Below are 25,336 nucleotides of genomic sequence, written 5' to 3' on the forward strand. Positions count from 1 at the left end.
CCATCACCGTCCAAGGCAGCCGCCTTGGATAGTGACCCTGTTGCCGGCCCTAGCTAACGGGGCCGGCAACTCCAAGTTACCGCACGGCCTCTGCCGCCGCTCGCGAGCAGCGTCTTGCTGGGCCGCAAAGATACCTGAACCCTGATGGTGCACGCCGCTGCCAGTCCCCGGAAAGAGCGGCATGCGTTGAGACAAGAGGTCATCCGGAATCTCGGCGCTTTGACCGCGAATATCATCGGCACTGCACCAAAAGTTGACGTCACTGACGCAAGGCTGAGCCAGAAAACTGACGGCCATCGATACTGCGACACGGTTGCATCGTTCGCCGGGAGGGGAGGGTTGGCAAAAGGCGGCGCGCCTGGCTGGTCGGCTTCCTGCGTAGTCTTTCCAAATTTTTCGGCGGCAGCACCGAGTGACCAGTCATCCGCATCGGGTGCACTGCCTCTCGCGCAGGCACAATTTAAACGTATAAAGTGTGCCGGCTTTTCATCCCGTTACACGGACATCGCCACCAGATGGCCCGGCGAAACTTCGTGATACTGGATCGGCACGGCCTTGTAATCCGCCGGACGCATCGGGCTTCTGATCTCGTCATTGCTGATCTTGTTCTTTTCCCGGCGCCGGTCCGGATTGGGGATCGGCACGGCCGAGATCAGCTTTTTCGTATAGGCATGCTGCGGATTGCCGAAGACAGCGGCACGCGGGCCGATCTCGACGATTTCGCCGAGATACATTACCGCGACGCGATGACTGACGCGCTCGACGACGGCCATGTCGTGGGAGATGAACAGGAAGGCGAGGTTGAGGCTTTGCTGCAGGTCGAGCAGCAGATTGATCACCTGCGCCTTGATCGAGACATCAAGCGCCGAAACGCTTTCGTCAGCGACGATCACCTTCGGATCGAGCGCCAGTGCGCGAGCGATGCAGATGCGCTGGCGCTGGCCACCGGAAAACTCGTGCGGATAACGTGATGCCATGTCGGCGGACAGGCCGACCTTGACCAGCAGATCGGCCACCAGATCACGCGCCTGTTTTTCTGTTCCCATCTTGTGTTCGAGATAAGGTTCGGCGATCGCCGCGCCAATGCGCATGCGCGGGTTGAGGCTGGCGAAAGGATCCTGGAAGATCATCTGGACGCTCTTGCGCATCTCGCGCATGCCGTCCTTGTCGAGCGTCAGGACCTCGGTGCCCTCGACCATGACGGAGCCGGCCTGCGGCTCGATCAGACGCATGATGGCGCGGCCGGTGGTGGACTTGCCGCAGCCGGATTCGCCGACCAGCGACAGGGTTTCGCCGGCATGCAGCTCAAATGAGACGTTTTCGACCGCATGAACACGGCTGGTCAGGCGTCCAAACAGGCCCGAATGGATGTCGAAACGTTTGGTGAGGTTGCGCACTTCCAGAACCGGGCGCTTGCCCGAGGCGACCGTGTCGATCGTTTCGGCGGGGGTGTCTGGCAGCCCGGTTGCCGGATCGACAATCGGAAAGCGCATCGGCCGGTCCTTGCCGTTCATCGACCCCAGCACGGGTACGGCCGACAGAAGCGCACGGGTGTAGGGATGCTTGGCGCGGAAGAAGATATCGCTGGTCGGGCCGGTCTCCACCTGTTCGCCACGATACATCACCACTGTGCGGTCGGCGATTTCAGCGACGACGCCCATGTCGTGCGTGATAAACAGAACGGAGGTGCCTTCCTCTTCCTGAAGGGTCTTGATGAGTTCCAGGATCTGCCCCTGGATAGTGACGTCGAGCGCCGTCGTCGGCTCGTCAGCGATCAGGAGTTTTGGCCGCGAGGCAAGCGCCATGGCAATCATCACGCGCTGACGCATGCCGCCGGAAAACCGGTGCGGATATTCGTCGAAACGGGAAGCCGCCGCAGGAATGCGCACCTTTTCCAGAAGCCGGATGGTTTCGGCCCGGGCATCGCGTTTGCTCATCGCCGAATGACAGAGAAGCGCTTCGGAGATCTGGTCGCCGATCGTGAAGAGCGGATTGAGGCTCGTCATCGGTTCCTGGAAGATCATCGCCACATCGTTGCCGCGCACCTTGCGCATCGCAGTTTCCGGCAATTTGAGGATATCGCGCCCGTCGAGCAGAACACTGCCTTCGATGCGGCTGGTATCAGTCTGCAAAAGCCGCATGATCGACAGTGAGGTGACGCTCTTGCCGGAGCCGGATTCCCCGACGATCGCCACCGTTTCACCGGGGGCGACCGCGAACGAGACGTTGCGCACGACCGGTTTCCACTCCCCGTCGACCATAAAGGATGTCGTCAGGTTCTCCACCGACAGGACGGGCTGCGCGGGGTCAATCTTGTGGGCGAGGGAACTGGCCATGGCGGAATCCTTTGTTGGGTTTCAGAATGGTCGGATCAATCCGGCCAGCGCAGAGCGCCGTCGAAACGGTGCTTGCTGCGGTTTTCCAGCGGTGTCGCGATGACCTCGTTCGAGGCCCTGGCCTTGTCGAGCTCTTCGGCCAGACGGTTGGCAACGATCGTCTCCTGACCGGGGTGCAGGTTGCAGGGATCGAGATAGAAATAGCGATGCTCGACCTCATGATCGCGCACGATGATCGGCGGCGTACCGCGGGCCAGCGCATCAGCAAGATCCCAGGCGGTGATATGGGCTTCGGGCGCCGAGATGATCACCCGCATGCGCTCTAGCGGGTTGTTGGTCGGATCCGGCTCGATCAGCGCCTGGACGCCGGGACGTCCTTCCAGCGTGTCGCGCCACAAATGCAGGTAGCCGGTTTCGCGGGCGCGGATGCCATCGTGATCCCGGGTCTCCCAGGCTTCAAGCGCGGCCATGACGCCGAAGACGCTCTCTTTGCCAACCTTCATGCCGCGGCCGATCCCCATGTTCTGGAGAAAGGCGTGGCGGACCAGTTCCTTCTTGCCGGCGACGATGCCGGAGGTTGGGCCGCCGAGGAACTTGTGGCCCGAATAGATCACGATATCGGCGCCCTGTTCGAGAAAGAGGCGCAGGTCATATTCCGATGCGGCATCGACAATGACGGGCACGCCCTTGGCATGGGCGATTTCGGCAAATTCCTTGAGGCTGAGCAGGCCGTAATCGACGACGTGGTGCGAGATGACGTAGAGCGCCGCCGCCGTCTTTTCGTTTATGGCGTTTTCCATGTGGTAGCGGTGCGTCGAGGTTGCCTGACCGATCATCACAGTCTTGCCGCCCGCCAGCCGGACGGCCTGATCGACCGGCGCGCCATAGCTGACGACATGGCCCATCTGCACAAGAATTTCGGTCTTCTGGGTGCTCACTTCCGGCAGTTTCTCGATGGCCAGCAGGTCATTGCCGGTGATCGTTCCGGCAACAGCCAGACTGATACCCGCCGAACACGACGCCGTGACAAAGCCCGCTTCGCCGCCGGTCAGCCTTGCGATCACCGCACTTGCCTTGCGCTGCAGGTCGTTCATCTCGACGAATTGCGGCAGGATTGACGTCATCGCGGCAATGGCTTGCGGGACGACGATGGATGCACCAAGGCTGGTCATCGTGCCTGAAACGTTGATCACCGGACGCAGGCCAAGCGATGTGCGGATGTCTTCAGTGGGCATCGTCTTCTCCAAAAATTCCGCTGTCACAATTTGAAGACATCGCCTTCAGGCAGTCGACAGCTATGCCATAATAATGTAATAACGATACCAAATCGCAATGTGAGCTTTTCTCTTGGATACCAAAACCCAGCCCGTTTCCACCGCAGTCCTGGATAATGTCAAAGGCGAAAAGCGTTCGCGCGTCAGCGGCATCGACCGGACCCTGCAGATCCTCGATTACCTGTACGAGACCGGTGCGCCTTCCGGCGCCTACGCGATCGCCAAGGCGATTGGTGCGCCCTTGTCCACCGTCTACGTGATCATCGACGATCTCGTCGAAAAGAACCTGCTGACGCGCGATGCCGACAGCATGATCTGGCTCGGCGCCCGGCTTTACCATTACGGTCTGGCCTATGCCCGCTCGCTCGATTTCATGAACGTCGCCACCCATGAAATGCACGATCTTTGCCGTGAGGCCGGGGAGACCGTTCAGGTCTGCGGCCGTGACGGCGATCATATGCTGGTGCTGGCGATGGCGGCAGGCCCCAGTCATTTTCAGGTCACCTCGCGGGTCGGAACCCGTGTGCCCCTGAACTGGACCGCGTCCGGCCGCCTTCTGGTCGGCCATCTGCCGGATGACGAACGCCTCGAACTCTTCAAGCGCTGTGCCCGCTCGTCGCCCACCGGCCGCGCCGATGTCGATCCGGCGACCTTGGCCACGGCGGCGGCGGAAGCCATGCACGCCCGGCTTTCCATTCAGGCCGGCGAATCCGATTATGCCGTTGCGTGCATTGCCTCGCCGATCTGCGACCGCGAAGGGCAGTGCGTTGCCACGATCTCTATCGTTCTGCCGGAGCAGAAGGCTTTTTCCGACGAGACGCATTACACGTCCCATGTCCGCGCGTCGGCGGAGCGGATCGAAACCTTGATGGGCTGGCGCAGCCATTGACATGCCGGATGGTTCCTCAGTCGTAAAGGGCGACGATCGCTTCGATTTCGACGGTGATATTCCCCGGCAATGATCCGAAGCCAACGGCAGAGCGCGCATGCTGGCCAGCGTCAGCAAAGACCTCGACGAAGAGATCGGAGCAACCGTTGATCACGCTTGGATGATCCTCGAAATCAGGCTCCGCATTGACCATGCCAAGCAGCTTGACCACGCGGCGCACCCGGGAGAGGTCGCCCAGCGCATCCTGCAGCACGGCCAGCAGATTGATGCCGGTCAACCGAGCGTGGCCGTAGGCGTCGGTGATCGTGACGCCGCCGGTACCCACCTTGCCGGTATGCATGAAGCCATTCGCCTCGCGCGGTCCCTGACCGGAGAGATAGATCAGATTGCCTTCGCGCACATGCGTGACGAAATTGGCAATCGGCGGCGGCGGCGGCGGCAACGTGAGGCCGAGCGAGGCCAGCCGCTCGGCGGGCGACCCCATCCTGCCGGCGACGGTTGCTGTGGAACTGTTCACGCGAACTCCTGTGTCTGCAAAAACGTAAAAATGGCCGGTTACCGGTAGGAATAACCATGGCTGTGACGCACGAGTTTTCGCGCACGTGGAATGTAACGGCTGGCGGCGATCGCCTCGGCACCGATGACGGCATAGCGCGGCTCAAAGATCCGATTGAGAACCGAGACGTCACCATTGGAATCCGTTGCTTCGATGTCGGAATCGACGAGATCGAAGATGGTGAAGTCGGCGCGTTCCCCGACGGCAAGGCGATTTTCCATTGGCAACTTGATGACCGAGGCCGGCGCCTGGGTGACAGCTTCCACCACTTTCTCGAACGGCATCCCGACCACCAGCAGTTTCGACATGGTCGTTGCCAGATCCCAGACCGGGAAGTTCATCGAGTGATTGTGCAGGTCGGTTGAAATCGAGAACGGCAGAAGGCCGCGGTTGATCGCCGCCTCTGCAACCTTGAACGAGAAGGACGCGCCGCCATGGCCGATATCCAGCCGGATACCGTCGCCGGCGCAGCGTTCGGCCAGATCGAACAGATCCTCGTCTTCCATGATGCTCGAACCCGCCTTGCCGTTGAAGCAATGAGTGACGATATCGCCAGGGCCGAGGATTTCGAGAACCTCGTCATAGAGCGCCGGCGGTTCGCCGACATGCACCATCATCGGGATCTTGAGGATCTTGGCGATCTTCTTGCCAAGCTTGACCGGCGTTACGCCCCAGGAACCGGTGATGACATGGCTCGCACGTACCTTGATGCCGACAATATGCTCAGAATTTTCGGCATAGACCTCGAGAATACGATCAAGATTGATATCCTGAATGCTTCTGAGTTCCGCCACCCGGTTACAGGCGACAAGGCCGATGGAGCCGAGATTGATGAACGCCTTGATGCGCTCGCGCGACGGCTCGATGATGTATTCGCGGAAACCATGGAAGTTGGCTTCGCCAGCGGAGCCCGCATCGACCATCGTCGTGACGCCACGTTCGGCGCCGCATTCGGACGGGCGCAGCGAAATATCCGTGCCGCCATGCCAGATATGCACATGCAGGTCGATCCAGCCCGGCGAGATCCACGCACCCTTGCCGTCGATGCGTTGAACATCTGCGGATACTGAAAGCGACGGGCCAACTTCAGCGATGCGGCCGTCGGCATTGATGAGAATATCGATCGAGGTGCTGGGTACACCCGCGCCGAAGGCCATGGGTTTGACGTTGGCGAGAAGCACAGGCCCCTTCGCCTCATATCCGGAAGACATGATTTATAAGTCCTTTCGAAGTCTTGGATCGAGCAGATCGCGCAATCCGTCGCCAACCATTTGCAGCGACAGCACGGAGAGAATGATGGCAAAGCCTGGAAACAACGTCATCCAGTCGGCCTGGCCGATATATTGCCGTCCGGCTGATATCATCGTGCCCCAGGTCGGGATTTCCGGGCTGACGCCAAGGCCGAGGAACGAGAGGCCGGCTTCCGCCAGCATGGCGCTGGCAAAGAGGAACGTGCCCTGCACCAGGATCGGTGACAACAGGTTGCGCAGCACGTGACGCGTCATGATGTGCCGCGTCGAGATACCCAACGCCCGGGATGCCTCGATATACGGCAGTTCCCGGATCACCAGCGTCGAGGCGCGGACGATACGCGCCAGACGCGGCGCATAGACAATGCTGAGCGCGATGATAACCGTGGTCAGCGACGGACCAAGGGCCGCCACCAGCGCGATGGCGAGAAGAATATCCGGAAACGCCATCATCGCATCGATCAGCCGGGCGATCGGCGCATCGAACTGTTTGAAGAACCCGGCGATCAGCCCCAGCGTCACACCGATCACGGCAGACAGCGTTACCACGGCAGCACCGACCAGCAGGGACAGTCGCGCGGCATAAATCGTCCGCGAAAACACGTCGCGGCCGAATTCGTCGGTACCGAAAATGAAGGTTCCGCTTGGTGGTTTCAGCCGATTGACGATCGACAATTTCGACGGCGAATAGGGTGCGATCAGCGGCGCGAAAATAGCCAGCAGCACGAAGATCGTCAGGACGATCAATCCGAAAGCCACCGTCTTGCGCTTCAAAAGCCGCCGGATGAACTTGCTGCGCTCGCTGAGCGCCGGTTTGGAGACGATTGCTGTCATCAGTAACGCACCCTCGGATCGACCAGCAGATAGAGCATGTCGATGGCAAAATTGATCAGGACGTAGAGCGCAGCGATGACCAGCAGTGCACCCTGGATGACCGGATAGTCGCGCCGCAGCACGGCCGACACCACAAGGTTGCCGATCCCTGGCAGGCCGAACACGGTCTCGGTGACGACAGCACCTGAAACGAGAACCGCCGCCGTCAGGCCGATAACGGTAAGGATCGGGATCAGCGCATTCTTCAGGGCGTGCTTGAGAATGACGCGGCGCTCGATCAAACCCTTGGCGCGGGCGGTGCGGATATAATCATCACCGAGAACATCGAGCATCGATGCGCGGGTAAAACGCAGCACCAGCGCGGAAGAAACGATCCCGAGTGCAAACGCCGGCAAAGCCAGATGGTACATCCGCTCCGTAAAGGTCGATCCCGGCCCGCCATAACCGGACACTGGAAACATGTCGAAACGGACCGCAAACACCTGCATCATGATGAGGCCGAGCCAGAAGCTCGGGATACTGGCGGCGAGCATTGCCAGTGCCGTGGCGGCCTGGTCGAAGATCGAGCCACGCCGGTAGGCCGCATAGATGCCGATCGGCAGAGCGATGGCACAGGCAATCAGCAGCGAGAACAGCGTCAGGAAAAAGGTCGGTTCGGCCCGGTCGAGCAGTGCCGATGTCACGGGCATATTCAGGAAGATCGACTGACCGAGATCCCCCCTCAGCAACTGGCCCATATAATAGATGTATTGAACGCCGAGCGACCGGTCGAGCCCGAGCTGCGTGCGCAGATCGGCTATGTCCTGGGGCGTGGCGTCTGGTCCGAGCATGACCGCAGCCGGGTCGCCGGGTGTAACGCGCACGATGACGAAAACGATCGTGACGACGAGAAACATCACGACGATCATGCCGAAAAGGCGCTGGAAAATGTACCGTATCATGAAAGCCTGATCCTTATGCTCCGGACACCTGCAGGCCCGGAACGGACACCGGCCCTGATGAGCCGGTGTCGTCGATTACCCGATGATCACTTCGCGATCGAGGCATTCCAGAAGTATGGCCACGGAGCCGGATCGACACCTTCAAGCTTGGTCGACTTGGCTGCAACTGCGTTGAAGTTGCCGATCTTCATAAAGGCAACGTCATCATAGATTGCCTTCTGGACATCGCCGAACAAGGCAACGCGCTTGTCGGGATCGACTTCCGCCGTAAAGGCATCCACCGCCGCCTTGCGGGCGGGCGTGTCCCACCAGCCCGGCGAGCTGGTCGAGAGCGAACCGATCAAAGCCGGCTCCGGCAAGAAGGGGCTATGCGTGATGTAGATATCCCACAGCTTCGGATCGGCACGGCGCTGCGTCAGCGTCGCCCAGTCGACAACCTGCATGTCGACGGTAAAGCCGGCAAGCTTCAGATATTCCGCTGCGACCTGCGCCATCTTGTAGTGGAACTCATACTGGCGGCTGGTGAGAATGCGCAGCGGCTCGCCATTGTAACCGGCGGCCTTCAATGCAGCCGCAGCCCCTTCCGGGTCCGCCACGTTATAGGCGCCATCGGTGCCTGCTTCGGTATGCCAAGAATAAGCCTCTGGATAGATTGCGCCATCGAGCGAGAAGAAGTCCGGGCTGCCGAAGGCAGCGGCCATCATGTCTTCCATGCTGAGCGCCTGACGGATGGCCTTGCGCACGGCGACGTTCTTGCTCACACCTTCAGCCGTATTGAAGACGAAGACCGGGTAGCCGAACGGCTTCAGCATCATCGGCTGCGTCGCCGACGAAGCCTTGATCTTGTCGAAGGATTCGACCGCGATCGAGTCGACATAATCATACTGGCCGGAGATTGCAGCTTCGACGCGGGTGTTCGGATCCGGGACAGGAACGAAGCGGATCTCATCGAGATACTGGTGGCGGGCGCCGCCATAACCATCGCTCTCGCCGCCGCGCGACTTGTAGCCGTCAAAGCGGGTCAGCTGGATATACTGATCGGCCTTGCGCTCTTTCAGCATGTAAGGACCCGTACCGATGAAGTCCTTCATCACGTCATCCTGCTTTTCAGCCGGAATGATGATGGCAGCGGAATTGTTGAAGGCGAGCAGCGAGGCGAGCGGCGCATAGGGCTGCGTCAGCGTGATTTTGACGGTTGCGGGATCGACGGCCTCGATCGAGGTGATGAAGCCGGCCACCTGCTTGCCACGCGAAGCGATCTTTTCCCAGCGATGCAACGAAGCGACGACATCGTCGGATGTCATGTCCGTATTGTCGTGAAACTTGATGCCGGTACGCAACTTGATCGTATAGGTTTTACCGTCGGCGCTGATTTCCGGCAGGCTCTCGGCCAGAAGCGGCGTCACCTTCCAGCCCTTGTCGAACGTGTAGAGCGTTTCGAAAATGTGCTGCGTGACGATACCGACGAGATCGGCGGTCGATGACATCGGGTCGAGCGTCGGCGGTTCGCCGATCGTAGCGACGTTGACGATGCCCCCCTTCTCCTGCGCAAACAGGCTGGAGGGTAAGACCGTCAATGCCGTTCCGAGTAAAAGTGCTGTCATCATCTTCATATTGGAGCCTCCCATTTGTTCCATTATTATGTTATATGTATTCTTATAACAGAATAGAACGCATGCAGTTTCTGTCAATAGGAAATGTGACCGCAAGATGACCACCAAGCGGATTGGTATTCATGAGCACCGATTGCAGGCTGATGGCGGGTTGTCCGGGTTCAGGCCTTGAAAATATTGCGTTTGATTCAGCTCCGGAGCACGAAGTGTCCGCATCGGCGGCAGCAATCCGCTTTCCCACAACCGGCGATCACAACTATTTGAATGGAACAGCCGCTCCGACGGCCGTGCGCTTCGAGCCGTTCACGGCGCCTCGCGGCCGTGGTAAGCACACCTAAAATCGGTAGCCGAGGATCAGCAGGCTTGAAGGCTGGAGGGTTTGCCTGACGATGGGGCTGTCGGCCGCGTCGCCGGTAACCATGCCCAGTGTCTGTTCGCCGCGCAGCATCCAGTTGCCGTTGATCAGATAGGTCGCGGAGACCGAGAGATCAATGCTTTTTGCGCCCGCGCCCGGCTTGTAGGTTCTGTAACCGGAGCGAACTGCCTGACCTGCATCCACGCCGAAATAGGTCTCCATGTAATTCCTGTCGGCAAACGTCACGGACGCCCCGGCGCCCAGGAAGATGGTTTCCGTAACGGGTTGCGTGATCTCGATGCCAGCTTTGCCGATGAGGCCATCGCTGCCGCCGATCATCTTGTCAGCCGAAACGAAGAAGGTCGCGGACCCATAATTCAGGCTCGCCTTACCGCCGATCGTGGCGGCCGCATTAATATCGCCGAGGCCTCGAAGATCATCTGAATCGTCCTCGGAACGGCCAAGATCGTAACCAAATTTGACATCCAGTTGAAAAAGCCCCCGCTCATAGGCTTTCACCCCAATACCGGAGGGATCGATGGTCAACCGGTCGAAGAACGTCGCCGAGACGAAGGGGACCGGCGAAATCTCCATGTCGCGACTGCCTTCATATTTCGGCCGGTACATGACGCCTGCACCGATAACGGTGTCCCAGCCGTGCAGTTTTTGTGCAACGGCTCCGAAGCGGTCTGGGATGAATATGGGCGCCGTAGTTCTGCCATCACCAACCGGAAGGCTTTCGGCGTATCCGGATGCAGGCATGATCAGCACCGAGAGAAGTGCCAGAGAGAGCTTGCCCTGGAGCCAGCATGTCGGGATGGGGTTGTGAGGCATGAAATCTCCGGTTCCTGCCGTCGGCCTTGCGATCAGGAAAGCGCCGAGGGAGCGGTCTTCGCTGCTCTCTTTTGCCATGCTGCAAAAGGCTGCAATGTTGGATAATGTTGCGGATTGTTTCGCGTCGCCCGGCGGGCACGCAATCACGCAACAAATCTTAATATTTGCCTGGGTCAAAACCGGCGCCAGCCGTGCTAGTCCAGACGGCCGGAAAAGAAAGGATGGGGGCAGGATGCACGGTGGAGGAAGTCGCGCTTTGCCGGATATGTCCCGAATTCTGATCGTCGAAGACGATGTGCAGATCGCCGGCATGCTGAGGGATAGCCTCAACGAAAGCGGCATGGCCGCCGAAATCGCCGCGGACGGGGTGGCCATGGATGCCCGCATGCGGGCGTCAAATTTCGACCTGGTCATCCTGGATGTGATGTTGCCCGGAGAGACCGGCTTGAGCCTTTGCCGCCGCCTTCGCGTCACCACGGATATTCCCATTCTCATGCTGACCGCGGCTGATGGTGAAATCGACCGCATCGTCGGCCTGGAGATCGGAGCCGACGACTACGTCACCAAACCCTTCAACCTGCGCGAACTAATTGCGCGCATCCGCGGCCTTCTCCGCCGTTCGGCACTGCCGCCGTTGAGTGGAGCCCGGCAAAGGTTGCTGCGGTTCGATGGCTGGCGCCTCGACCCTCTCAGGCGGCAGGTGCACAATCCCAGTGACGCCCGCGTGGCAATGACGACACATGAGTTTGATCTGCTGCTGGCATTCTGCCGGAACCCCGGCCGCGTGCTGACGCGAGAACAGTTGCTGGGGGTGACGCATGCCGGTCTGGCTGGGCCTATCGAACGCAGCATCGATGTTCACATCAGCCGCTTGCGGCAGAAGATCGAGGTAGATGCGCGCGATCCCGTTCTCGTCAAAACAGTTCGGCTCGGCGGGTATATGTTCACGGCGGCGGTCGAAGAGCTATGAGATTGAGCCGCCTCGTGCCTCGCACCATCCGCGGCCAGATTACGTTCGTCATCGTCGCGGCCCTGCTGACGGTGATTATCGCCGGCCGTGCGTTGGAGCGCTGGGCCAAAAGCGATGGCGGCGCTCCGAACATGGAAACTATCACCGAGCGGGTTAACGCCGTCGCGGAGCTTTTGAAATTTTCCACCCCGCAGGAACGGGACGCCATTCTTGCCAATGCCGGCCGGGCAGGTTGGAAACTCTCGCTGCAGCCGGCCTCGGTCAGCACGCGCTTTACGGGTTCGCCTGAAGTCGGCGGCATCGCCGCATCTATCGTCGAATGGCTGTTTCCAACCGATGGCGCAACGCCGCCGATTGGCGGCTGGCGCACATTTCTTGATGGAGAGCGGGTTATCGCATTGGAGATCGACAACACGACGCTTCTCGTACTCAGCGGCATACCCGACGCCATCTTGACGAGCGCCACCGTCAGCCAGGGAGCCTATTACATCGTCGCCGTCATCGTGCTCGTCCTGTTCTTCTTCCTCTTTGCCATCAAGGCCATCACCGAGCCGATCAGGCGGATTTCCCAGGCGGCGAACGAGGCCGACATCGCAAATGGTTCGCAGATTTTCAAAGAGCGCGGCTCCGTCGAAATCGTCGCGCTCGCGCGCGCGCTCAACGGCATGCGCAACCGTATTCGGATCATGGTGGAATCGCGCACGCGCATGCTGCGGGGAATTGGCCATGATCTCAGAACCCCGCTGACGCGGCTGCGGCTGCGCACCGAACGCCTGGACGAAGGCCCCTTGCGCGAAGCGCTGCTGTCAGACGTGGTTAGGATTGATCGCCTGCTTGCCGAAAGCCTGAATTATCTCAGGGACGATTATGCCATCGAACCGATGCAGAAGGCCGATCTCGTCAGCATCCTGCAAACCGTTTGTGCCGAATTCAGCGATATCGGTTTTCAGGTCCGCTACGCCGGGCCGGACAGAATGATCGTTCATTGCAAACCGCTGGCGATGATGCGGGCAATCACCAATCTTTGCGACAACGGCGTCAAGTTCGCCGACCATGTCACGGTTCGCCTGAGCGAAACAAAAGCCGGTTATGAAATCACCGTCTCGGACGATGGCCCGGGCATTCCCAGCGATCTGCGGGCGCGCGTGCTTGAGCCTTTCTTCAAGGTGGACCAGGCACGGGTGGAAGGGAAGGCAGGCTTCGGGCTGGGCCTTTCCATCGTCGCCGATATCGTCCAGGCCCATCACGGCCTGATGGAGCTGTCCGATACCAAGCCCCGCGGGCTGACGGTGACGATAGCGGCTCCCAAAACGCTTGCCTTGGCGGCGTGATGGCGGCGGCAACTTGCGGATAATCGATATGCCGGTTCAACTGCCTGCGGCCGGGGCGGCTGACCGGATCATGCCAATGTCCTCGCGCAGGAACGGCACCGCATCTTCCGGCCGCGCCGTTCCAAACTCCCGCGCATATTGGTGGCCCGAATAGTTTGCAGCCGCGATCAACCCCGGCGCCAGACAGTCGCCGATACGCGTCACGGACTGGATGCCGGCATTGGCCCATTCGCTGCGGCGCGCAGTCAGCTCCAGCCAGAGCCCCTCGTCAGGCAGGCGGGCGGTCACCGTGACAAGCGTGGCGCAATCGATCGACAGGGTCTTTCCACTGTAGATGCAGGCCAGTTCAAGACTATCGGCCGTGCGGCCGGAAAGACAGTGGGCGGTGATGATCGTCACATTCAGGTCGATCAGCCGCCGCTGGACCCGCGCCTGTTCCAATGTATGATTGCTCCACGGCGAAACCTGCGCCTCCGGCGTCACGAAGGTGACCTTCCGTCCGGACGCCGCCAGCAGTTCAGCCAACACGCTGCCCATGTAGAAACAGTCATCGTCGAAAATGACGGCCGGGCCGTCTGCCGCTACCGCGTTTGCACCGTCACGAAGCAAAGCATCCGGAGATACGGTGACGCCCGCCTGAAGATAATCCAGCGGCAGACAGTGCGTGCGGCCAACGCCATCACTGCGCCAGTGCGAGCCGGTAGCGATGGCAACGTGAGGAATGCCGTATTGCAGGATATCCTCAGCGCTGAGCGGGCTTTGCAGATACATCTGCGCATTCTGGTAGGTCTTCAACTGTCCCACGCGCCAGTCCCGCACGCGCGCCCATGTTGCAAGCCCCGGTAACCGGCTTTCGCGGCTGACACGACCGCCCCATTCCCGGCCGGCTTCGGCCAATGTCACGTCAAGTCCGCGCTGCGCCAGCGCACGCGCCGCCTCGAGCCCTGCCGGTCCGCCACCGACGACCAGCACAGCATCGGCGGTCTCGGCCGCTGCAATCCTTTCCGGATGCCAACCCTTGCGCCATTCTTCGCCCACCGTCGGATTTTGCGTGCAGCGCATGGGAACGCAGGTGTTATCGCCGGAGGTGCAAATATTGCAGCCGATGCACTCGCGGATGTCGTCGATCCGGCCGTCCTCGATCTTCACCGGCAGGAACGGATCGGCAATGGACGGGCGTGCCGCACCAATGAAATCCATGATGCCCTGCGTGATCACCCGCGCCATGCTGTCCGGCGACGTGTAGCGCCCAACACCGACCACGGGCTTGGTGGTCACCGATTTGACGAAGCGGATATACGGCTCCTGAAAGCCCTCTTCGGAAAACCGGGACGTCTGGCTGTCGTTCGACCAGTTCGACAGGTTGACGTCCCAGAGATCGGGCACTTCGGCCAGCGCCTCGATGATGTCGCGGCCTTCGCCTTCGCAGGTAATGCCGGAAGGTCCGAGCAACTCATCGACGGCCAGACGGACGGCAAGCGCGCAGGTATCGCCGACGACGTCGCGCGCGTCACCCAGAATCTCCCGGAAAAGCCGCAGCCGGTTCTCGAATGAGCCGCCATATTCGTCGGTACGGTGATTGTGCCGCCGCGACAGAAAATGCTGGATCACGCTCATGTCATGGCCGGAATAGATGTAGATGATGTCGAAACCGGCCTGTTTGGCGCGGATGGCGGCGTTGCGGTACCAGCGGCGCATGTCGGCGATATCGGACTTGTCCATGGACCGCGCCTGCACCGGATCCAGTCCATCACCGACGACATGCGAGGGCGCGAGCGGGATCATCCGGCTGAAACGGTTGGCAACGTGCAGGCCGTTGTGAACCAGCTGGATTGCCGCAAGGCTTCCATGCGCGTGGATTTTGTCGGCAACCAGCGCCAATGCGCCGATATCATCGTCATCCCAGAGCCGGGCCTCGTTGGCGGGCGTCAGGTCGGAGGTTGGATGGATTTCCGCCTCCTGTGTTGAAATCACCGCCCAGCCACCTTCCGCCTTGATCCCGCGCATATGCGCTTCGGCGTTGGGATAGCGATAGCCCATGCCGGAACAGTGGGGGACCTGGTAGAAGCGATTGCGTGCCGTCAAAGGCCCGATTTTCACCGGTTCGAAAAGCACATCGTAGCGGGGATCTCTCATCATCGTCTGGCCGTCGTCCACTTGCTGTTGTCGCCACTGCCGCTTTTCCGGGCAGTCTGTACAGGCAGGATAGCGGGCTTCGTCCATCGTGCAAGGAAATTTATACAGTCATATAATTAGCGATAGTCTGTTGAAAATATTTCACTTTATCGGCCCATTGGAACGAGAAGTCTTGTTACCCAGCGGCCTCCCCCGGTCAGGGTGAACACATCATCACCCCTCGACTCTTTGATCGGCCCGAAGCGCACCGACGCCACCCAGGGAGTGGAGTTCAATGCCCGAAAGCAAAGGGTCTTGCGGCTTGTATTCTACGGCATCCCACGCATCCAGGTTCATATCCCAAACGAATACTTGACTATTGAAGTCATGATTATTATGCGAATGACATATTCGCCAGAAGGGGTGTCTTCATGACCGGACTGCCATATTCCCGCTCGCTCTTGCCGCTGCTCGCAAGCCTTGCAGCGCTGACCTTTTCACCGGCTCGTGCCGACGACATCGCGGTCAAGGATTCGCGTGGCCAGGACATCACGATCCAGCGTCCCGTCGACAGCGTCGCGATTTTCCCGCTGCCCATTCCCGAAGCACTGATCGCACTCGATGGCGGCACGCAGCGCCTGACCGCGATCAACCCGCGCGCCAAGGCAGCGCTGATGGGCGGTGTGATCGGCCAGTTGTTCCCCGAGATTGCCGATATCCGCACCGATCTCGTCGCCCCGAACTTCATCCCGAATGTCGAGGAAATTCTGAAAGCCGGGCCAGATGTCGTCGTGCAATGGCAGGCCAAGGGCGACGAGCGTGTCGCACCGATGGAAAATGCCGGCATCAAGGTTGCCACCGTCAGTACGGAATCGCGCGAAACCCGCCGCGGCTATGTCTCGATGCTCGGCCAGATCCTCGGCAAGGAAGACCGCGCGAAGGCCTTTCTCGACTGGGAGGACAAGACCGTCTCGGATATTGCTGCCGTTCTTGAAAAAGCCGGCCGGCCCAAACCGCGCATCGCGTTTATCGACAGCATGAACGACAACGAATTCGTCGTCTTCGGCCGGGAAGAGGCCTACTTCGCCGCTTCGGGGCTCGCGAACGCAGCAACGGAAGCGGGTTTCACCGAAGGTTCGGTCAAGGTCGGCGCGGAATCCCTGCTCGAATGGAAGCCGGACATCATCTTCGTCAACTACTACAACGATGCGATCAAGCCGTCGGATATTCTTGCCCACCCGGTCCTCGGCGCGCTTGACGCCGTCAAGAACGGCCGCGTTTACAAGACACCGGCCATCGATCCGGCAACGGCTGCAGGCGGCGAACTCACCTATCAGTGGTTTGCCGAAATTGGCTATCCGGACCTCTTCGAGACCGATATGCGCGCAGCCGTCACCGATGGCTTCCAGCTGCTCTATGGCAAAAAGCTCTCCGACAAACAGATCGACCAGCTGATGCAGATGGATTGGAACGGCAAGAGCGCCGGTTACGCCGAAGCATTCGGCAAGGCCGAGTAAAGGAAGAGGGGACGACGTGAAAGATATTGGTTTCATCACGTCCGGCGATGGCGCGCATCTGCAATGCTATCAGGACTACAAGACTTATCTCGACGAAGAGATCTATCTGCGCACGCTCGATCGCGTCGATCTCGGCCGGTTTAAGGCGATCGTCGTCCCCGACTTCTCCAATCAGGCGCTGCTGCAAAGACACGCCCGCCAGCTCAACGATTACCTCGCCAATGGCGGGTTCCTGATCGTGTTCGAACCGAACCGCATGGACGAATGGCTCGATGTCGTGACCGTGCAGTGGTTTTCGCGCGAGACCGAGGACTGGAAATGGTGGATGAAGCCGGGCGGGCGGATGGAGGCCTATCAGCCCAATCCCGGTCACTCCATGGCAAAGGCCATTCCGCTCGCCGACATGTGCTGGCATTTCTTCGGCGCGTTCCGGTTTGCCGAAGGCGCGACCCCGATCCTCAACCTCGACAATGACGAGGGCTGTCTGATGTACGACCAGCCCGTGGCCGGTGGCGGAAGACTGATTGCCTCGACGATCGACCCGCATACCCATCATGGCCGCCGTTTCATGCCGGCCACAACACGTTTTCTCAACGGCTTCTACCCGTGGCTCAAGGCGGAGGTACAGGAACGTGGTTGAACAGGCACCGGCATTTCGCGGCGGGAAGCGGCCGCACCTGCTCTATGTCCGCTCCACCAGAAGCTACAATATCGACCGCATGGGCGGTCTCGTCCCGCAGAACTGGCGCTACAGCGCGCACGATATTTATGATCTGGAAGACATCGCGCTCGATGATGTTGATGTGCTGTTCGTCTCCGGCATGCACGATCAGATTTTCATGAAATCGATTGAGCCGAAACTCGTTGCCTATCTCGCAGCAGGCGGGCATTTCCTGATCAACGGCCATATCATCCTGCCGTGGCTACCCTGCCTCTCTCCGTTCAAGACGGTCAGCCCGCGGCCGTTCACCAACTGGATGATCCGCCCCGCCCAACCGGGCGCCTATTTCGGACGGATGGATTTCGAGAATTTCCACCGCCACGAAGGCATTCTTGGTCAATATGCGCGCGGGTATACGGACGTCCCGGAAGGCGGACAGGCGCTATGTCTGATCGGCGGACCGACCGCCGACGGCTCCATCCACGAAGGGCCTGTCGATTGGGTCTGGCAGATGCCGGACGGCGGCAAGGTGTTCGTGCACAATGGCGACCATATCGAACAATTTTGTTCCGACCCGCGTTACCAGCCCAATCTGTTCCACGATATCCTGGAAGCGCTGATCGCTCCTGATGGGGTCCTCGTGTCCGGCAAGGATACCGTGCCGGATACTTTGCGCTGATGTCGGCGCTCGTGAAAGAAAACGCCTCCTTCGACGCGGTTGACCACAGAGTTGGGCCGCAAAGACTGGTGATGCCGGCGCTGGTTGCCTTGCTGTTCGCAACCGCCATCGCCGCGCTCAGCATCGGCCGTTATTCGGTGAGTTTGTTCGATCTGGTAACTCTCGCCGGTGGCTGGCTTGGTCTTGGCGAAGGCCGTGCGGCGGTGGCGGAACCGGTCTGGCGCGTCGTCGAACTCGTCAGGGTGCCGCGCATGCTGATCGGTGCCTTTGTCGGCGCCGGGCTGGCGCTGTCGGGTGCCGTTCTGCAGGGTGTGTTCCGCAATCCGCTGGTCGATCCGCATGTGATCGGCGTCTCCTCCGGTGCTGCCTTTGGTGGCGTGCTGGCAATCCTGCTCGGTCTTGGCGCCATGGCCCTCTGGTCGATGGCTTTCGCCCTCGGTTTCGGGGCGCTCGTGCTGGTGGTGCTGGCGAGCCGCAAGGCTGGCCGATCCTCGATCCTGATGCTGGTCTTGTCCGGCATCGTGGTGTCGGCGCTGTTTTCAGCGCTTGTTTCGCTCGCCACCTACCTCGCCGACCCCAACGATACGCTACCCGCCATCGTCTTCTGGCTGATGGGATCGTTCGCCAGCGCAACTCCCGAACGTGCCTTCTACATGGTGCCAATCGTGGCGCTGTTTGCCATCCCGCTGCTGATGATGCGGTTCCGGATCAATATCCTGTCGCTCGGCGACGAAGAGGCGAGGGCGCTCGGCCTCAAGGTCGAGCCCAGCCGCTGGTTCATTCTGTGTTGCGTGACCGGCATCACCGCGGCAAGCGTCGCCAATTCCGGCATTATCGGCTGGGTCGGGCTGGTGGTTCCGCATTTCGCACGTGTGCTGGTCGGGCCGGATCATAACAGGCTTCTTCCCGCTGCCGCCCTTCTTGGCGCGAGCTTCATGCTGGCCGTTGATACGATGGCTCGGTCGTTGGTCGCAGCCGAGATCCCACTCGGCGTCCTGACGGCAATCGTCGGCGCTCCCGTCTTCATGCTGCTCCTGCACCGGACACGAAGCGAGGGATGGTAGAAATGATCGAAGCGCGCGCGGTTGGGTTCCGATATGCCGCACACACACCCTTCTTGTTTGAAGATCTCTCCTTCTCGCTGGACAGAGGGCAGACCGTCGTCCTGCTCGGCCGCAACGGCCGGGGAAAGACGACACTGCTCAAGTGCCTGGCCGGCCTTGCAACGCCAACGGCAGGAACAATCCGCTGTTCCGGTGCGGTCGGCTATGTGCCGCAGCAGTTCGCCACCCCCTTCAGCTATTCCGTTCGCGATGTCGTGTTGATGGGCCGTGCCCGTCATGTCGGCCTGTTTTCCAACCCCACCGCCCGCGACCGCGCACTCGCGGCGGATGCGATCGATCTTGTCGGGTTACGCGCGTTCGCTGAACGGGCTATCGGCACATTGTCCGGCGGCGAGCGCCAGTTGGCCCTGATCGCCCGTGCCCTCGCTTCCGAAGCCGAAATTCTCTTGCTCGACGAGCCCGCCTCGGCGCTCGACTTTCGCAATCAGGCCCTGATGCTCGCGATGTTGAAAAAACTCTCGAAAGAGCGCGGCCTGACCATCGTGATGACAACCCACGAGCCCACTCATGCGCTGGAGATCGCCGACCGGGCCATCCTTTTGCATGGGGCAGGCCGGTGCCACGAAAGCAGCATCGAGACCGCCTGTACCGAAGAACGGCTTTCGGAACTCTACGGGATTCCGATGAGGCAGCTGACCTATTCAGCCGGTGGCCGGTCGGTGTCAAACATCGTCGCAAGCTATGGACCGGTCCATTCCGAATGAACCTTGCACCGATAGCGTTATAGTTCGGACGGAAACCCCGGCGCGCGCAGATCGGTGCCAACTGCGTCCTCGAGCAGCTTTACCACCTGCGACGACCATGCGTCGCCGCCATAGGTCGAGCGGGCGCGGATGAAAGTCTGCAGCGTGTGCGACGCGAGATCGAGCGGCACGCCGAACTGCTTGCCGAAGCCAAGCGCAAAGCCAAGATCCTTGCAGGCGAGATCCATGGTGAAGTTGATGTTGTAGCTGCCGTTGAGGATTACCTGGCCTTCGGTCTCGTGCACGAAACTGTTGCCGGAACTTGCCTTGATGATGTTGAAGGCATCGGTCAGATCGATGCCGCCCTTCTTTGCCAGCATCAGCGCCTCGCCGGTCGCCAGAAGATGAATGAAGGCCAGCATATTGGTGATGACCTTGATCACCGCTGCCTTGCCGAGCGGCCCGGCGTGAAATATCTCGCCGCCCATGGCGCTGAGCGCCGGCAGATGCGCCTCAAACAGGTCGCGATCGCCACCGGCAATGACGGTGATATCGCCTGCCGCCGCACGGTGAACTCCGCCGGTCACAGGGGCTTCCAGCATGCGAATGCCCCTTGCTGCAGCAATCGCCGCCAGACGCTCGATATCGTTCTGGTCGAGCGTGCTCATCTCGATCCACGTGCCGCCGACTTTCAAGCCGGACAGAATACCATCCGGACCGGTCAACACAGCCTCCGAAATCGCAGGCGACGGCAGGCAGGTGATGACCGCATCAACCTGGCTGGCGAGTGCCTGCGGACTGTCCGCCCACACTGCCCCATTCGCCAGCAATGATTCTGCACGGCCGCGATCCCGGTCGTGCACGGTGACTGAAAAACCCTCGCGCACAAGACTGCCTGCCAGATGCTGGCCGAGATGCCCAAGTCCAATAAAGCCGTAGCGCATATCCGTCCTCCATTTCTGGTTGGGCTCGGAAAGCGGCTCCATCGGTCGCCATCCGGGCGCTGTCGTCAGGTGTTCACGCCGCGTCTTCGAGGATCATCGCCGCACCCTTTTCCGCAACCATCATCGTCGGCGCATTGATGTTGCCAGCTGTGACATTCGGAAAGACCGAGGCATCGACGATGCGCAGGCCTTCGACCCCATGCACCCGAAGCCGGGCATCCACCACCGATGTCCTTGCATCCGGCCCCATCATGCAGCTGCCGCAAAGATGATAGATCGAGCTGGCATTGGCGCGGAAATAGTCGAGCAGGTCTTCATCGCTCGTGGCCGATAGAGACGGGGATACTTCCGCATCGATGATGGCGTCCAGCGACGGCGCCGATGCGATCCGGCGCACCAGCCGGCTCCCTTCAATCACATCTTCGATGTCACGGTCAGTCGACAGATAATTCGGCTGGATCAACGCTGCAGCTGAAGGATCGGCAGAGGCAAGGGCGATGCGCCCCCGGCTGGTCGGCCGGCAGGAATTGAAAGCAATCAGGAAGCCCGGATAAGGCTCCGGCACCATCGAGGCGCTGGCATCGACCGGAATACGGTAGGAGAGGGGGTTGAAATAAAGCTGGATGTTCGGCCGCTCCTGCGCCGGGTTGCCGCGAAAGAAGCCGCCCGCCTGATTGACGCTCATCGCAAACGGTCCCTTGCGGGTCAGCACATATTGCAGCCCCAGCCGAGCCTGCCCGAACAGGCTGCCGAACACGCCGTTCAACGTCGGCCGGTTGGCGCGATAGTAGAAACTTGCAGCGAGATGATCCTGCAGATTTTCGCCGACAGCCGGCAGATGGTGGCGGGTCTCGATCCCCTTCGCACCAAGCTCTGCGCCATCGCCGATCCCTGACAACTGCAGCAGTTTTGGTGTATCGACCGCGCCGGCCGCGACGATGACTTCGCGTCTTGCCGAAAACGTTCGCGCAGTGCCATCCTGCAGAACCTCGACGCCGGTCGCGCGCCCATCCGGCGCAAAGACCAGCCGCTGAGCGATGGCACCACGCTCGATCGAGAGATTGGCCCGTTTCAGGGCCGGGCGAAGATATTCGGCGCTGGAATGCGAACGTTGGCCATTGCGGGTGTTGATATCATAGACTCCAGCACCTTCGATCGAGGCCCCGTTGAAATCGGTTGTCGACGGCAGCTGCAGCTCTTCGCAGCCCTTCAGATAGGCATCAGTGACGGAATGGGTCATGCCGCGCATCGGCGTCACATGGATCGGCCCTTTGTCGCCATGCCAGGGGGAGGCACCTTTTTCATGGGTCTCCAGCTTTTTGAAAAAGGGCAGGACATCGGCAGAACCCCAACCGGGATTTCCGGCCGCTTGCCAGTCGTCGAAATCATCGGCGGCGCCGCGAACGAAGACCATGGCATTGATCGATCCGGATCCGCCTTGCACCTTGCCGCGCGGCACATAGATCCGCCGCCCGTCGAGCGCAGCCTCCGGCTCGGTCGAATACATCCAGTTGACCTTGGGGTTGTAGTAGCTCTTGGCGTAGCCGATCGGGATCTTGAACCAGAAGGACGAGTCCTTGCCGCCCGCCTCGACGAGGAGAACGCTGTAGCGGCCGCTCTCACTCAGGCGGCTTGCAAGGATGCAACCGGCCGACCCTGCGCCGACGATGACGAAGTCGTAGATCATGAAAGGTCTCTGTTCAGCCTTTGGCGGGCATGAACTCCTTGATGTCGGCGGGTTCGGCGGCCATCTGCAGATGCAAGCGTTCACCGGTATAGGGAGAGTGCTTTTCGACGACATCGAGATTGAGCTCGATGCCGAGACCCGGTTCGCGCGACGGAATGAGATAGCCATCGTCGAACTGCAGTTTGGTTTTCAGCACCTCACCGTGAAAGCCGCCGAAATCCATGATCGCCTCGTGAATGAGGAAATTCGGGGTGGCGGCTGAAAGCTGGATGCTGGCGGCGGCACCGACCGGACCATTGTAGAGATGCGGCGCGATCTGGGCGTAGAAGGCCTCGGCCATACCGGCGATCTTCTTGGCTTCCAACAGGCCGCCGACACGGGCGACATTCATCTGCAGGATCGCGGCGGCACCGAGTTGCAGCACGCGCTGGAACTCGTATTTCGTCGTCAGCCGTTCACCGGTCGAGATCGGGATGGATGTGGCGCGTGCCACTTCGGCCATGGCAGCCTCCTGCCCGGGCGGCACCGGCTCCTCGAACCAGAGCGGATCGTATTTTTCCAAGCGGCGTGCCAGCCGGATCGCTGAGGACGGCGCCATCTGACCGTGTGTTCCGAAGAGGATATCGGCGCGGCTGCCGATCGCTTCGCGGATTTTCGAGCAGAACAGTTCGCAACGATCAAGAACCCCCATCGAAAGCTGGTGGCCGGAATAGTTGGTATAGGGGCCGGCCGGGTCGAATTTGACGGCGGTAAAGCCCATCTCGACCATGCGGATGGCCTCTTCGGCGGCAAGATCCGGATCGTTATAGTCGTAATCGCCGGCCGCGTTCTTCGGGTAGAGATAGGTGTAGGCGCGTAGCTTTTCGTGGACTGTGCCACCGAGCAGGTCGGAGACCGGCCGGCCGGCCGCCTTGCCGATGATGTCCCAGCAAGCGATTTCCAGGCCGGAGACGATACCCATCATCGTGGTGTCCGGGCGCTGCGTGAAGCCGCTGGAATAGGCCGCCCGCCAGAAACGCTCGATCTGGTGAGGGTCATGATCGAGAAGATAGCGCTGAAAGACATCGTCGATCAGCGGAACCATGGCTGAGGGATGAAACGAGGTCGCATAGATTTCACCGACACCCGATATGCCACACGCTGTCTCGAGCTGGACGAAAATCCAGCACATGCCGCCGACATGCGGGGGTGGAACGGCAACCACATGGGTCTTCAGCGATGCGATCTTCATGGTTGGTTCCTCCCCGGCCAGATGATCAGTGTTTCAGGATGACAAGCCGCGTCTGCGTGAATTCCAGCATGCCGTGTTTGCCGTCGTCGCCACCTAGCCCGGATTTCTTCCATCCCGCGTGATAGCCTTGGTAGGGATCCGCCGGGAACCGGTTGACATAGAGCTCGCCCGCCTCGATCTCGCTCGCGGCCTGCATGACCTTGCGGTAACTTTCCGAAAACAACACCGAGGCAAGCCCGAACTGATGGTCGCTAGCCATTGCCAAAGCCTCGTCGAACGTCTCGTAGGAAAGCACCGCCAGCACCGGCCCGAACACCTCTTCCCGGACGATCTCCATCTCCTGGCGGCAGCCTGTGATCAGGGTCGGTGGATAGAAATAACCGTCCCCATCCGGGATCACGCCACCGGCCACAACCGTTGCCCCTTCAGCCTTGGCCCGCTCGATCATCCGGTGAATACGTTCGCGTGCCGCGGCATTGGCAAGCGGCCCCATGGAGTCGGGATCGGTAGCGCGATCGCCGAAGCGGCGGGCGGTGAAAGCGCTGCGCAGTTTCTCGACAAGTGTGTCGTGGATCGACGCATGCACATAAAGCCGCTCGGCAGAGGTGCAGACCTGACCACAATGAGCCGTCTTCGCACCGAGAACCATGCGAGCAACCGCGTCGAGATCGGCGTCGGGCTCGACGATGACAGGCGATTTTCCGCCCAGCTCAAGCGATGGCTTGGCGATATTGACCTTGCAATAATCGAGCACTGTCTGGCCCGCAGCGACGCTGCCCGTCAGCGTGATCATGCCGATGGCCGGGTGCGTACACATCGTCCGTGCGGCGTCGTGCGACATCGTCATGATGTTGATAAGGCCCGCCGGTAGATCGGCCTCCAGCACGGCTTGCGCAAAAGCAAAGGCCGAGGTCGGCGTGTTGTTGCTCGGACGAACGACGACGGCATTGCCGGTGATCAGGGCAGGCGCGATCTTACGCACCAGGGTATAGATCGGGAAATTGAACGGGATGAGGCAGGCGACGACGCCGATCGGCTCCCGCTTCAGCATCAGGGTTTCGTCAGGCGTATCGCTTTCAATGACCTCGCCTTCGATCCGGCGCGCCCACTCGGCGTGGTAGCGCATCAGTTCGACGCCGTAGATGGCCTCCGCGGTCGCGTCTGCGAGGCTCTTGCCGGATTCCAGAGCCAGCGCCTCGCCTATCCTTGGCGCATGCCGCTCGATGGCATCGGCCAGTTTCCGCAAGGCATCGCCCCGCTGGATCGCCGGCAACTTGCGCCAGGATTTTTGCGCGGTCTTCGCGGCCTCCACGGCAGCAACAACAGCGGCGTCGTCTGCGGCCGGAACCGTGGTGAAAATCTTGCCGTCGGCGGGATTACGCACTTCGATCCCAGGCAAGCCGGAAGCCTCGACAAAGCGGCCACCGATGAAATTGCGATGCTGCGTCATGACCACCCGAAACGTAATCTGTTTCAGGCAGTAGACGGGACCTCGCCCCCTGTTCGCAAGCG

22 protein-coding genes are annotated in these 25,336 nt (G+C 60.6%); 9 read left to right on the forward strand and 13 right to left on the reverse strand.

The genetic code is table 11. The annotated features are described in order from the left end of the window. Nucleotides 1-494 precede the first annotated feature (494 nt). Nucleotides 495-2,336, reverse strand: coding sequence for an ABC transporter ATP-binding protein (locus ASD36_RS23625; protein WP_060503453.1), 1,842 nt, complete (start codon nucleotides 2,334-2,336; stop codon nucleotides 495-497). A gap of 35 nt (nucleotides 2,337-2,371) precedes the next feature. Beyond that, nucleotides 2,372-3,571 (reverse strand): aminotransferase class V-fold PLP-dependent enzyme, encoded by a 1,200-nt coding sequence (locus ASD36_RS23630; RefSeq protein ID WP_060503454.1) that lies wholly within the window; start codon nucleotides 3,569-3,571, stop codon nucleotides 2,372-2,374. 112 nt (nucleotides 3,572-3,683) lie between these two features. On the opposite strand from ASD36_RS23630, the gene ASD36_RS23635 reads away from it, so the two are divergent. Next, the gene (locus ASD36_RS23635) at nucleotides 3,684-4,499 is read left to right on the forward strand and encodes an IclR family transcriptional regulator (protein WP_060503455.1); all 816 of its coding nucleotides are present in this window, start codon (nucleotides 3,684-3,686) and stop codon (nucleotides 4,497-4,499) included. Between the two features lie 16 nt (nucleotides 4,500-4,515). On the opposite strand, the gene ASD36_RS23640 is transcribed toward ASD36_RS23635, so the two are convergent. The 5 genes from ASD36_RS23640 to ASD36_RS23660 all read right to left on the reverse strand — a co-directional run bounded on the left by ASD36_RS23640 (nucleotide 4,516) and on the right by ASD36_RS23660 (nucleotide 9,693). Further along, a complete protein-coding gene (locus ASD36_RS23640; protein WP_037110393.1) occupies nucleotides 4,516-4,983 on the reverse strand; it encodes a RidA family protein in 468 nt (155 codons plus the stop codon). A 71-nt stretch (nucleotides 4,984-5,054) separates the two neighbouring features. Beyond that, a complete protein-coding gene (locus ASD36_RS23645; RefSeq protein WP_060503456.1) occupies nucleotides 5,055-6,266 on the reverse strand; it encodes an amidohydrolase/deacetylase family metallohydrolase in 1,212 nt (403 codons plus the stop codon). A gap of 3 nt (nucleotides 6,267-6,269) precedes the next feature. Continuing rightward, the gene (locus ASD36_RS23650) at nucleotides 6,270-7,139 is read right to left on the reverse strand and encodes an ABC transporter permease (RefSeq protein WP_060503457.1); all 870 of its coding nucleotides are present in this window, start codon (nucleotides 7,137-7,139) and stop codon (nucleotides 6,270-6,272) included. Continuing rightward, nucleotides 7,139-8,080, reverse strand: a complete 942-nt coding sequence (locus ASD36_RS23655) for an ABC transporter permease (protein ID WP_060503458.1) — start codon at nucleotides 8,078-8,080, stop codon at nucleotides 7,139-7,141. The genes ASD36_RS23650 and ASD36_RS23655 overlap by 1 nt, the downstream gene beginning before the upstream one ends. 86 nt (nucleotides 8,081-8,166) lie before the next feature. Then, a complete protein-coding gene (locus ASD36_RS23660; protein WP_060503459.1) occupies nucleotides 8,167-9,693 on the reverse strand; it encodes an ABC transporter substrate-binding protein in 1,527 nt (508 codons plus the stop codon). A gap of 122 nt (nucleotides 9,694-9,815) precedes the next feature. Between ASD36_RS23660 and ASD36_RS23665 the strand changes: the two genes are divergently transcribed. Next, on the forward strand, nucleotides 9,816-10,031 hold the full coding sequence (locus ASD36_RS23665; protein ID WP_060503460.1) for a hypothetical protein: 216 nt from the start codon (nucleotides 9,816-9,818) through the stop codon (nucleotides 10,029-10,031). Here the strand turns inward: ASD36_RS23665 and ASD36_RS23670 are convergent. Further along, a complete protein-coding gene (locus tag ASD36_RS23670; RefSeq protein ID WP_060511949.1) occupies nucleotides 10,028-10,882 on the reverse strand; it encodes a MipA/OmpV family protein in 855 nt (284 codons plus the stop codon). The genes ASD36_RS23665 and ASD36_RS23670 overlap by 4 nt on opposite strands. A 232-nt stretch (nucleotides 10,883-11,114) precedes the next feature. On the opposite strand from ASD36_RS23670, the gene ASD36_RS23675 reads away from it, so the two are divergent. Both ASD36_RS23675 and ASD36_RS23680 read left to right on the forward strand, forming a co-directional pair. Continuing rightward, complete coding sequence (locus ASD36_RS23675; protein ID WP_060503461.1) at nucleotides 11,115-11,852, forward strand: response regulator transcription factor; 738 nt, start codon at nucleotides 11,115-11,117, stop codon at nucleotides 11,850-11,852. Continuing rightward, the gene (locus ASD36_RS23680) at nucleotides 11,849-13,183 is read left to right on the forward strand and encodes an ATP-binding protein (RefSeq protein ID WP_200954921.1); all 1,335 of its coding nucleotides are present in this window, start codon (nucleotides 11,849-11,851) and stop codon (nucleotides 13,181-13,183) included. The genes ASD36_RS23675 and ASD36_RS23680 overlap by 4 nt, the downstream gene beginning before the upstream one ends. A 36-nt stretch (nucleotides 13,184-13,219) precedes the next feature. On the opposite strand, the gene ASD36_RS23685 is transcribed toward ASD36_RS23680, so the two are convergent. Beyond that, a complete protein-coding gene (locus ASD36_RS23685) occupies nucleotides 13,220-15,322 on the reverse strand; it encodes an NAD(P)-binding protein (RefSeq protein WP_060503495.1) in 2,103 nt (700 codons plus the stop codon). 407 nt (nucleotides 15,323-15,729) lie between these two features. Here ASD36_RS23685 and ASD36_RS23695 point away from each other — a divergent pair, with 407 nt between their 5' ends. From ASD36_RS23695 to ASD36_RS23715, 5 genes are read left to right on the forward strand one after another with little or no spacing between them, the layout of a single operon-like run. Then, nucleotides 15,730-16,815, forward strand: a complete 1,086-nt coding sequence (locus ASD36_RS23695) for an ABC transporter substrate-binding protein (protein WP_060503464.1) — start codon at nucleotides 15,730-15,732, stop codon at nucleotides 16,813-16,815. Between the two features lie 16 nt (nucleotides 16,816-16,831). Next, a complete protein-coding gene (locus tag ASD36_RS23700; RefSeq protein ID WP_060503465.1) occupies nucleotides 16,832-17,455 on the forward strand; it encodes a hypothetical protein in 624 nt (207 codons plus the stop codon). Further along, nucleotides 17,448-18,155 (forward strand): hypothetical protein, encoded by a 708-nt coding sequence (locus ASD36_RS23705; protein WP_060503466.1) that lies wholly within the window; start codon nucleotides 17,448-17,450, stop codon nucleotides 18,153-18,155. The genes ASD36_RS23700 and ASD36_RS23705 overlap by 8 nt, the downstream gene beginning before the upstream one ends. Next, nucleotides 18,155-19,219 (forward strand): iron ABC transporter permease, encoded by a 1,065-nt coding sequence (locus ASD36_RS23710; RefSeq protein ID WP_082512055.1) that lies wholly within the window; start codon nucleotides 18,155-18,157, stop codon nucleotides 19,217-19,219. The genes ASD36_RS23705 and ASD36_RS23710 overlap by 1 nt, the downstream gene beginning before the upstream one ends. A gap of 2 nt (nucleotides 19,220-19,221) precedes the next feature. Continuing rightward, entirely contained in the window at nucleotides 19,222-19,983 is a 762-nt protein-coding gene (locus tag ASD36_RS23715) for an ABC transporter ATP-binding protein (RefSeq protein ID WP_060503467.1), read from the forward strand. Between the two features lie 17 nt (nucleotides 19,984-20,000). On the opposite strand, the gene ASD36_RS23720 is transcribed toward ASD36_RS23715, so the two are convergent. The 4 genes from ASD36_RS23720 to aldA are packed head-to-tail and all read right to left on the reverse strand — an operon-like array spanning nucleotide 20,001 to nucleotide 25,274. Continuing rightward, the gene (locus tag ASD36_RS23720; protein WP_244482028.1) at nucleotides 20,001-20,948 is read right to left on the reverse strand and encodes an NAD(P)-dependent oxidoreductase; all 948 of its coding nucleotides are present in this window, start codon (nucleotides 20,946-20,948) and stop codon (nucleotides 20,001-20,003) included. A gap of 31 nt (nucleotides 20,949-20,979) precedes the next feature. Further along, a complete protein-coding gene (locus tag ASD36_RS23725; RefSeq protein WP_060503469.1) occupies nucleotides 20,980-22,593 on the reverse strand; it encodes a GMC family oxidoreductase N-terminal domain-containing protein in 1,614 nt (537 codons plus the stop codon). A gap of 13 nt (nucleotides 22,594-22,606) precedes the next feature. Then, nucleotides 22,607-23,824 (reverse strand): mandelate racemase/muconate lactonizing enzyme family protein, encoded by a 1,218-nt coding sequence (locus ASD36_RS23730; RefSeq protein ID WP_060503470.1) that lies wholly within the window; start codon nucleotides 23,822-23,824, stop codon nucleotides 22,607-22,609. A gap of 25 nt (nucleotides 23,825-23,849) precedes the next feature. Further along, entirely contained in the window at nucleotides 23,850-25,274 is a 1,425-nt protein-coding gene (gene aldA / locus ASD36_RS23735; RefSeq protein ID WP_060503471.1) for an aldehyde dehydrogenase, read from the reverse strand. Between the last annotated feature and the right edge of the window lie 62 nt (nucleotides 25,275-25,336).

This window comes from Rhizobium sp. Root1334, assembly GCF_001426665.1.
Lineage (GTDB): Bacteria > Pseudomonadota > Alphaproteobacteria > Rhizobiales > Rhizobiaceae > Pararhizobium.

Excerpts from the sequence above, each read along its gene's own strand:
- ASD36_RS23675 (WP_060503461.1), top strand. The coding sequence starts at position 11,115 with ATGCACGGTGGAGGAAGTCGCGCTTTGCCGGATATGTCCCGAATTCTG.
- ASD36_RS23630 (WP_060503454.1), bottom strand. The coding sequence starts at position 3,571 with ATGCCCACTGAAGACATCCGCACATCGCTTGGCCTGCGTCCGGTGATC.
- ASD36_RS23680 (WP_200954921.1), top strand. The coding sequence starts at position 11,849 with ATGAGATTGAGCCGCCTCGTGCCTCGCACCATCCGCGGCCAGATTACG.
- ASD36_RS23650 (WP_060503457.1), bottom strand. The coding sequence starts at position 7,139 with ATGACAGCAATCGTCTCCAAACCGGCGCTCAGCGAGCGCAGCAAGTTC.
- ASD36_RS23670 (WP_060511949.1), bottom strand. The coding sequence starts at position 10,882 with ATGCCTCACAACCCCATCCCGACATGCTGGCTCCAGGGCAAGCTCTCT.
- ASD36_RS23685 (WP_060503495.1), bottom strand. The coding sequence starts at position 15,322 with ATGATGAGAGATCCCCGCTACGATGTGCTTTTCGAACCGGTGAAAATC.
- ASD36_RS23665 (WP_060503460.1), top strand. The coding sequence starts at position 9,816 with ATGAGCACCGATTGCAGGCTGATGGCGGGTTGTCCGGGTTCAGGCCTT.
- ASD36_RS23710 (WP_082512055.1), top strand. The coding sequence starts at position 18,155 with ATGTCGGCGCTCGTGAAAGAAAACGCCTCCTTCGACGCGGTTGACCAC.
- ASD36_RS23645 (WP_060503456.1), bottom strand. The coding sequence starts at position 6,266 with ATGTCTTCCGGATATGAGGCGAAGGGGCCTGTGCTTCTCGCCAACGTC.
- ASD36_RS23660 (WP_060503459.1), bottom strand. The coding sequence starts at position 9,693 with ATGAAGATGATGACAGCACTTTTACTCGGAACGGCATTGACGGTCTTA.
- ASD36_RS23625 (WP_060503453.1), bottom strand. The coding sequence starts at position 2,336 with ATGGCCAGTTCCCTCGCCCACAAGATTGACCCCGCGCAGCCCGTCCTG.
- ASD36_RS23725 (WP_060503469.1), bottom strand. The coding sequence starts at position 22,593 with ATGATCTACGACTTCGTCATCGTCGGCGCAGGGTCGGCCGGTTGCATC.
- ASD36_RS23730 (WP_060503470.1), bottom strand. The coding sequence starts at position 23,824 with ATGAAGATCGCATCGCTGAAGACCCATGTGGTTGCCGTTCCACCCCCG.
- ASD36_RS23655 (WP_060503458.1), bottom strand. The coding sequence starts at position 8,080 with ATGATACGGTACATTTTCCAGCGCCTTTTCGGCATGATCGTCGTGATG.
- ASD36_RS23640 (WP_037110393.1), bottom strand. The coding sequence starts at position 4,983 with ATGGGGTCGCCCGCCGAGCGGCTGGCCTCGCTCGGCCTCACGTTGCCG.
- aldA (WP_060503471.1), bottom strand. The coding sequence starts at position 25,274 with ATGACGCAGCATCGCAATTTCATCGGTGGCCGCTTTGTCGAGGCTTCC.
- ASD36_RS23720 (WP_244482028.1), bottom strand. The coding sequence starts at position 20,948 with ATGGAGCCGCTTTCCGAGCCCAACCAGAAATGGAGGACGGATATGCGC.
- ASD36_RS23695 (WP_060503464.1), top strand. The coding sequence starts at position 15,730 with ATGACCGGACTGCCATATTCCCGCTCGCTCTTGCCGCTGCTCGCAAGC.
- ASD36_RS23715 (WP_060503467.1), top strand. The coding sequence starts at position 19,222 with ATGATCGAAGCGCGCGCGGTTGGGTTCCGATATGCCGCACACACACCC.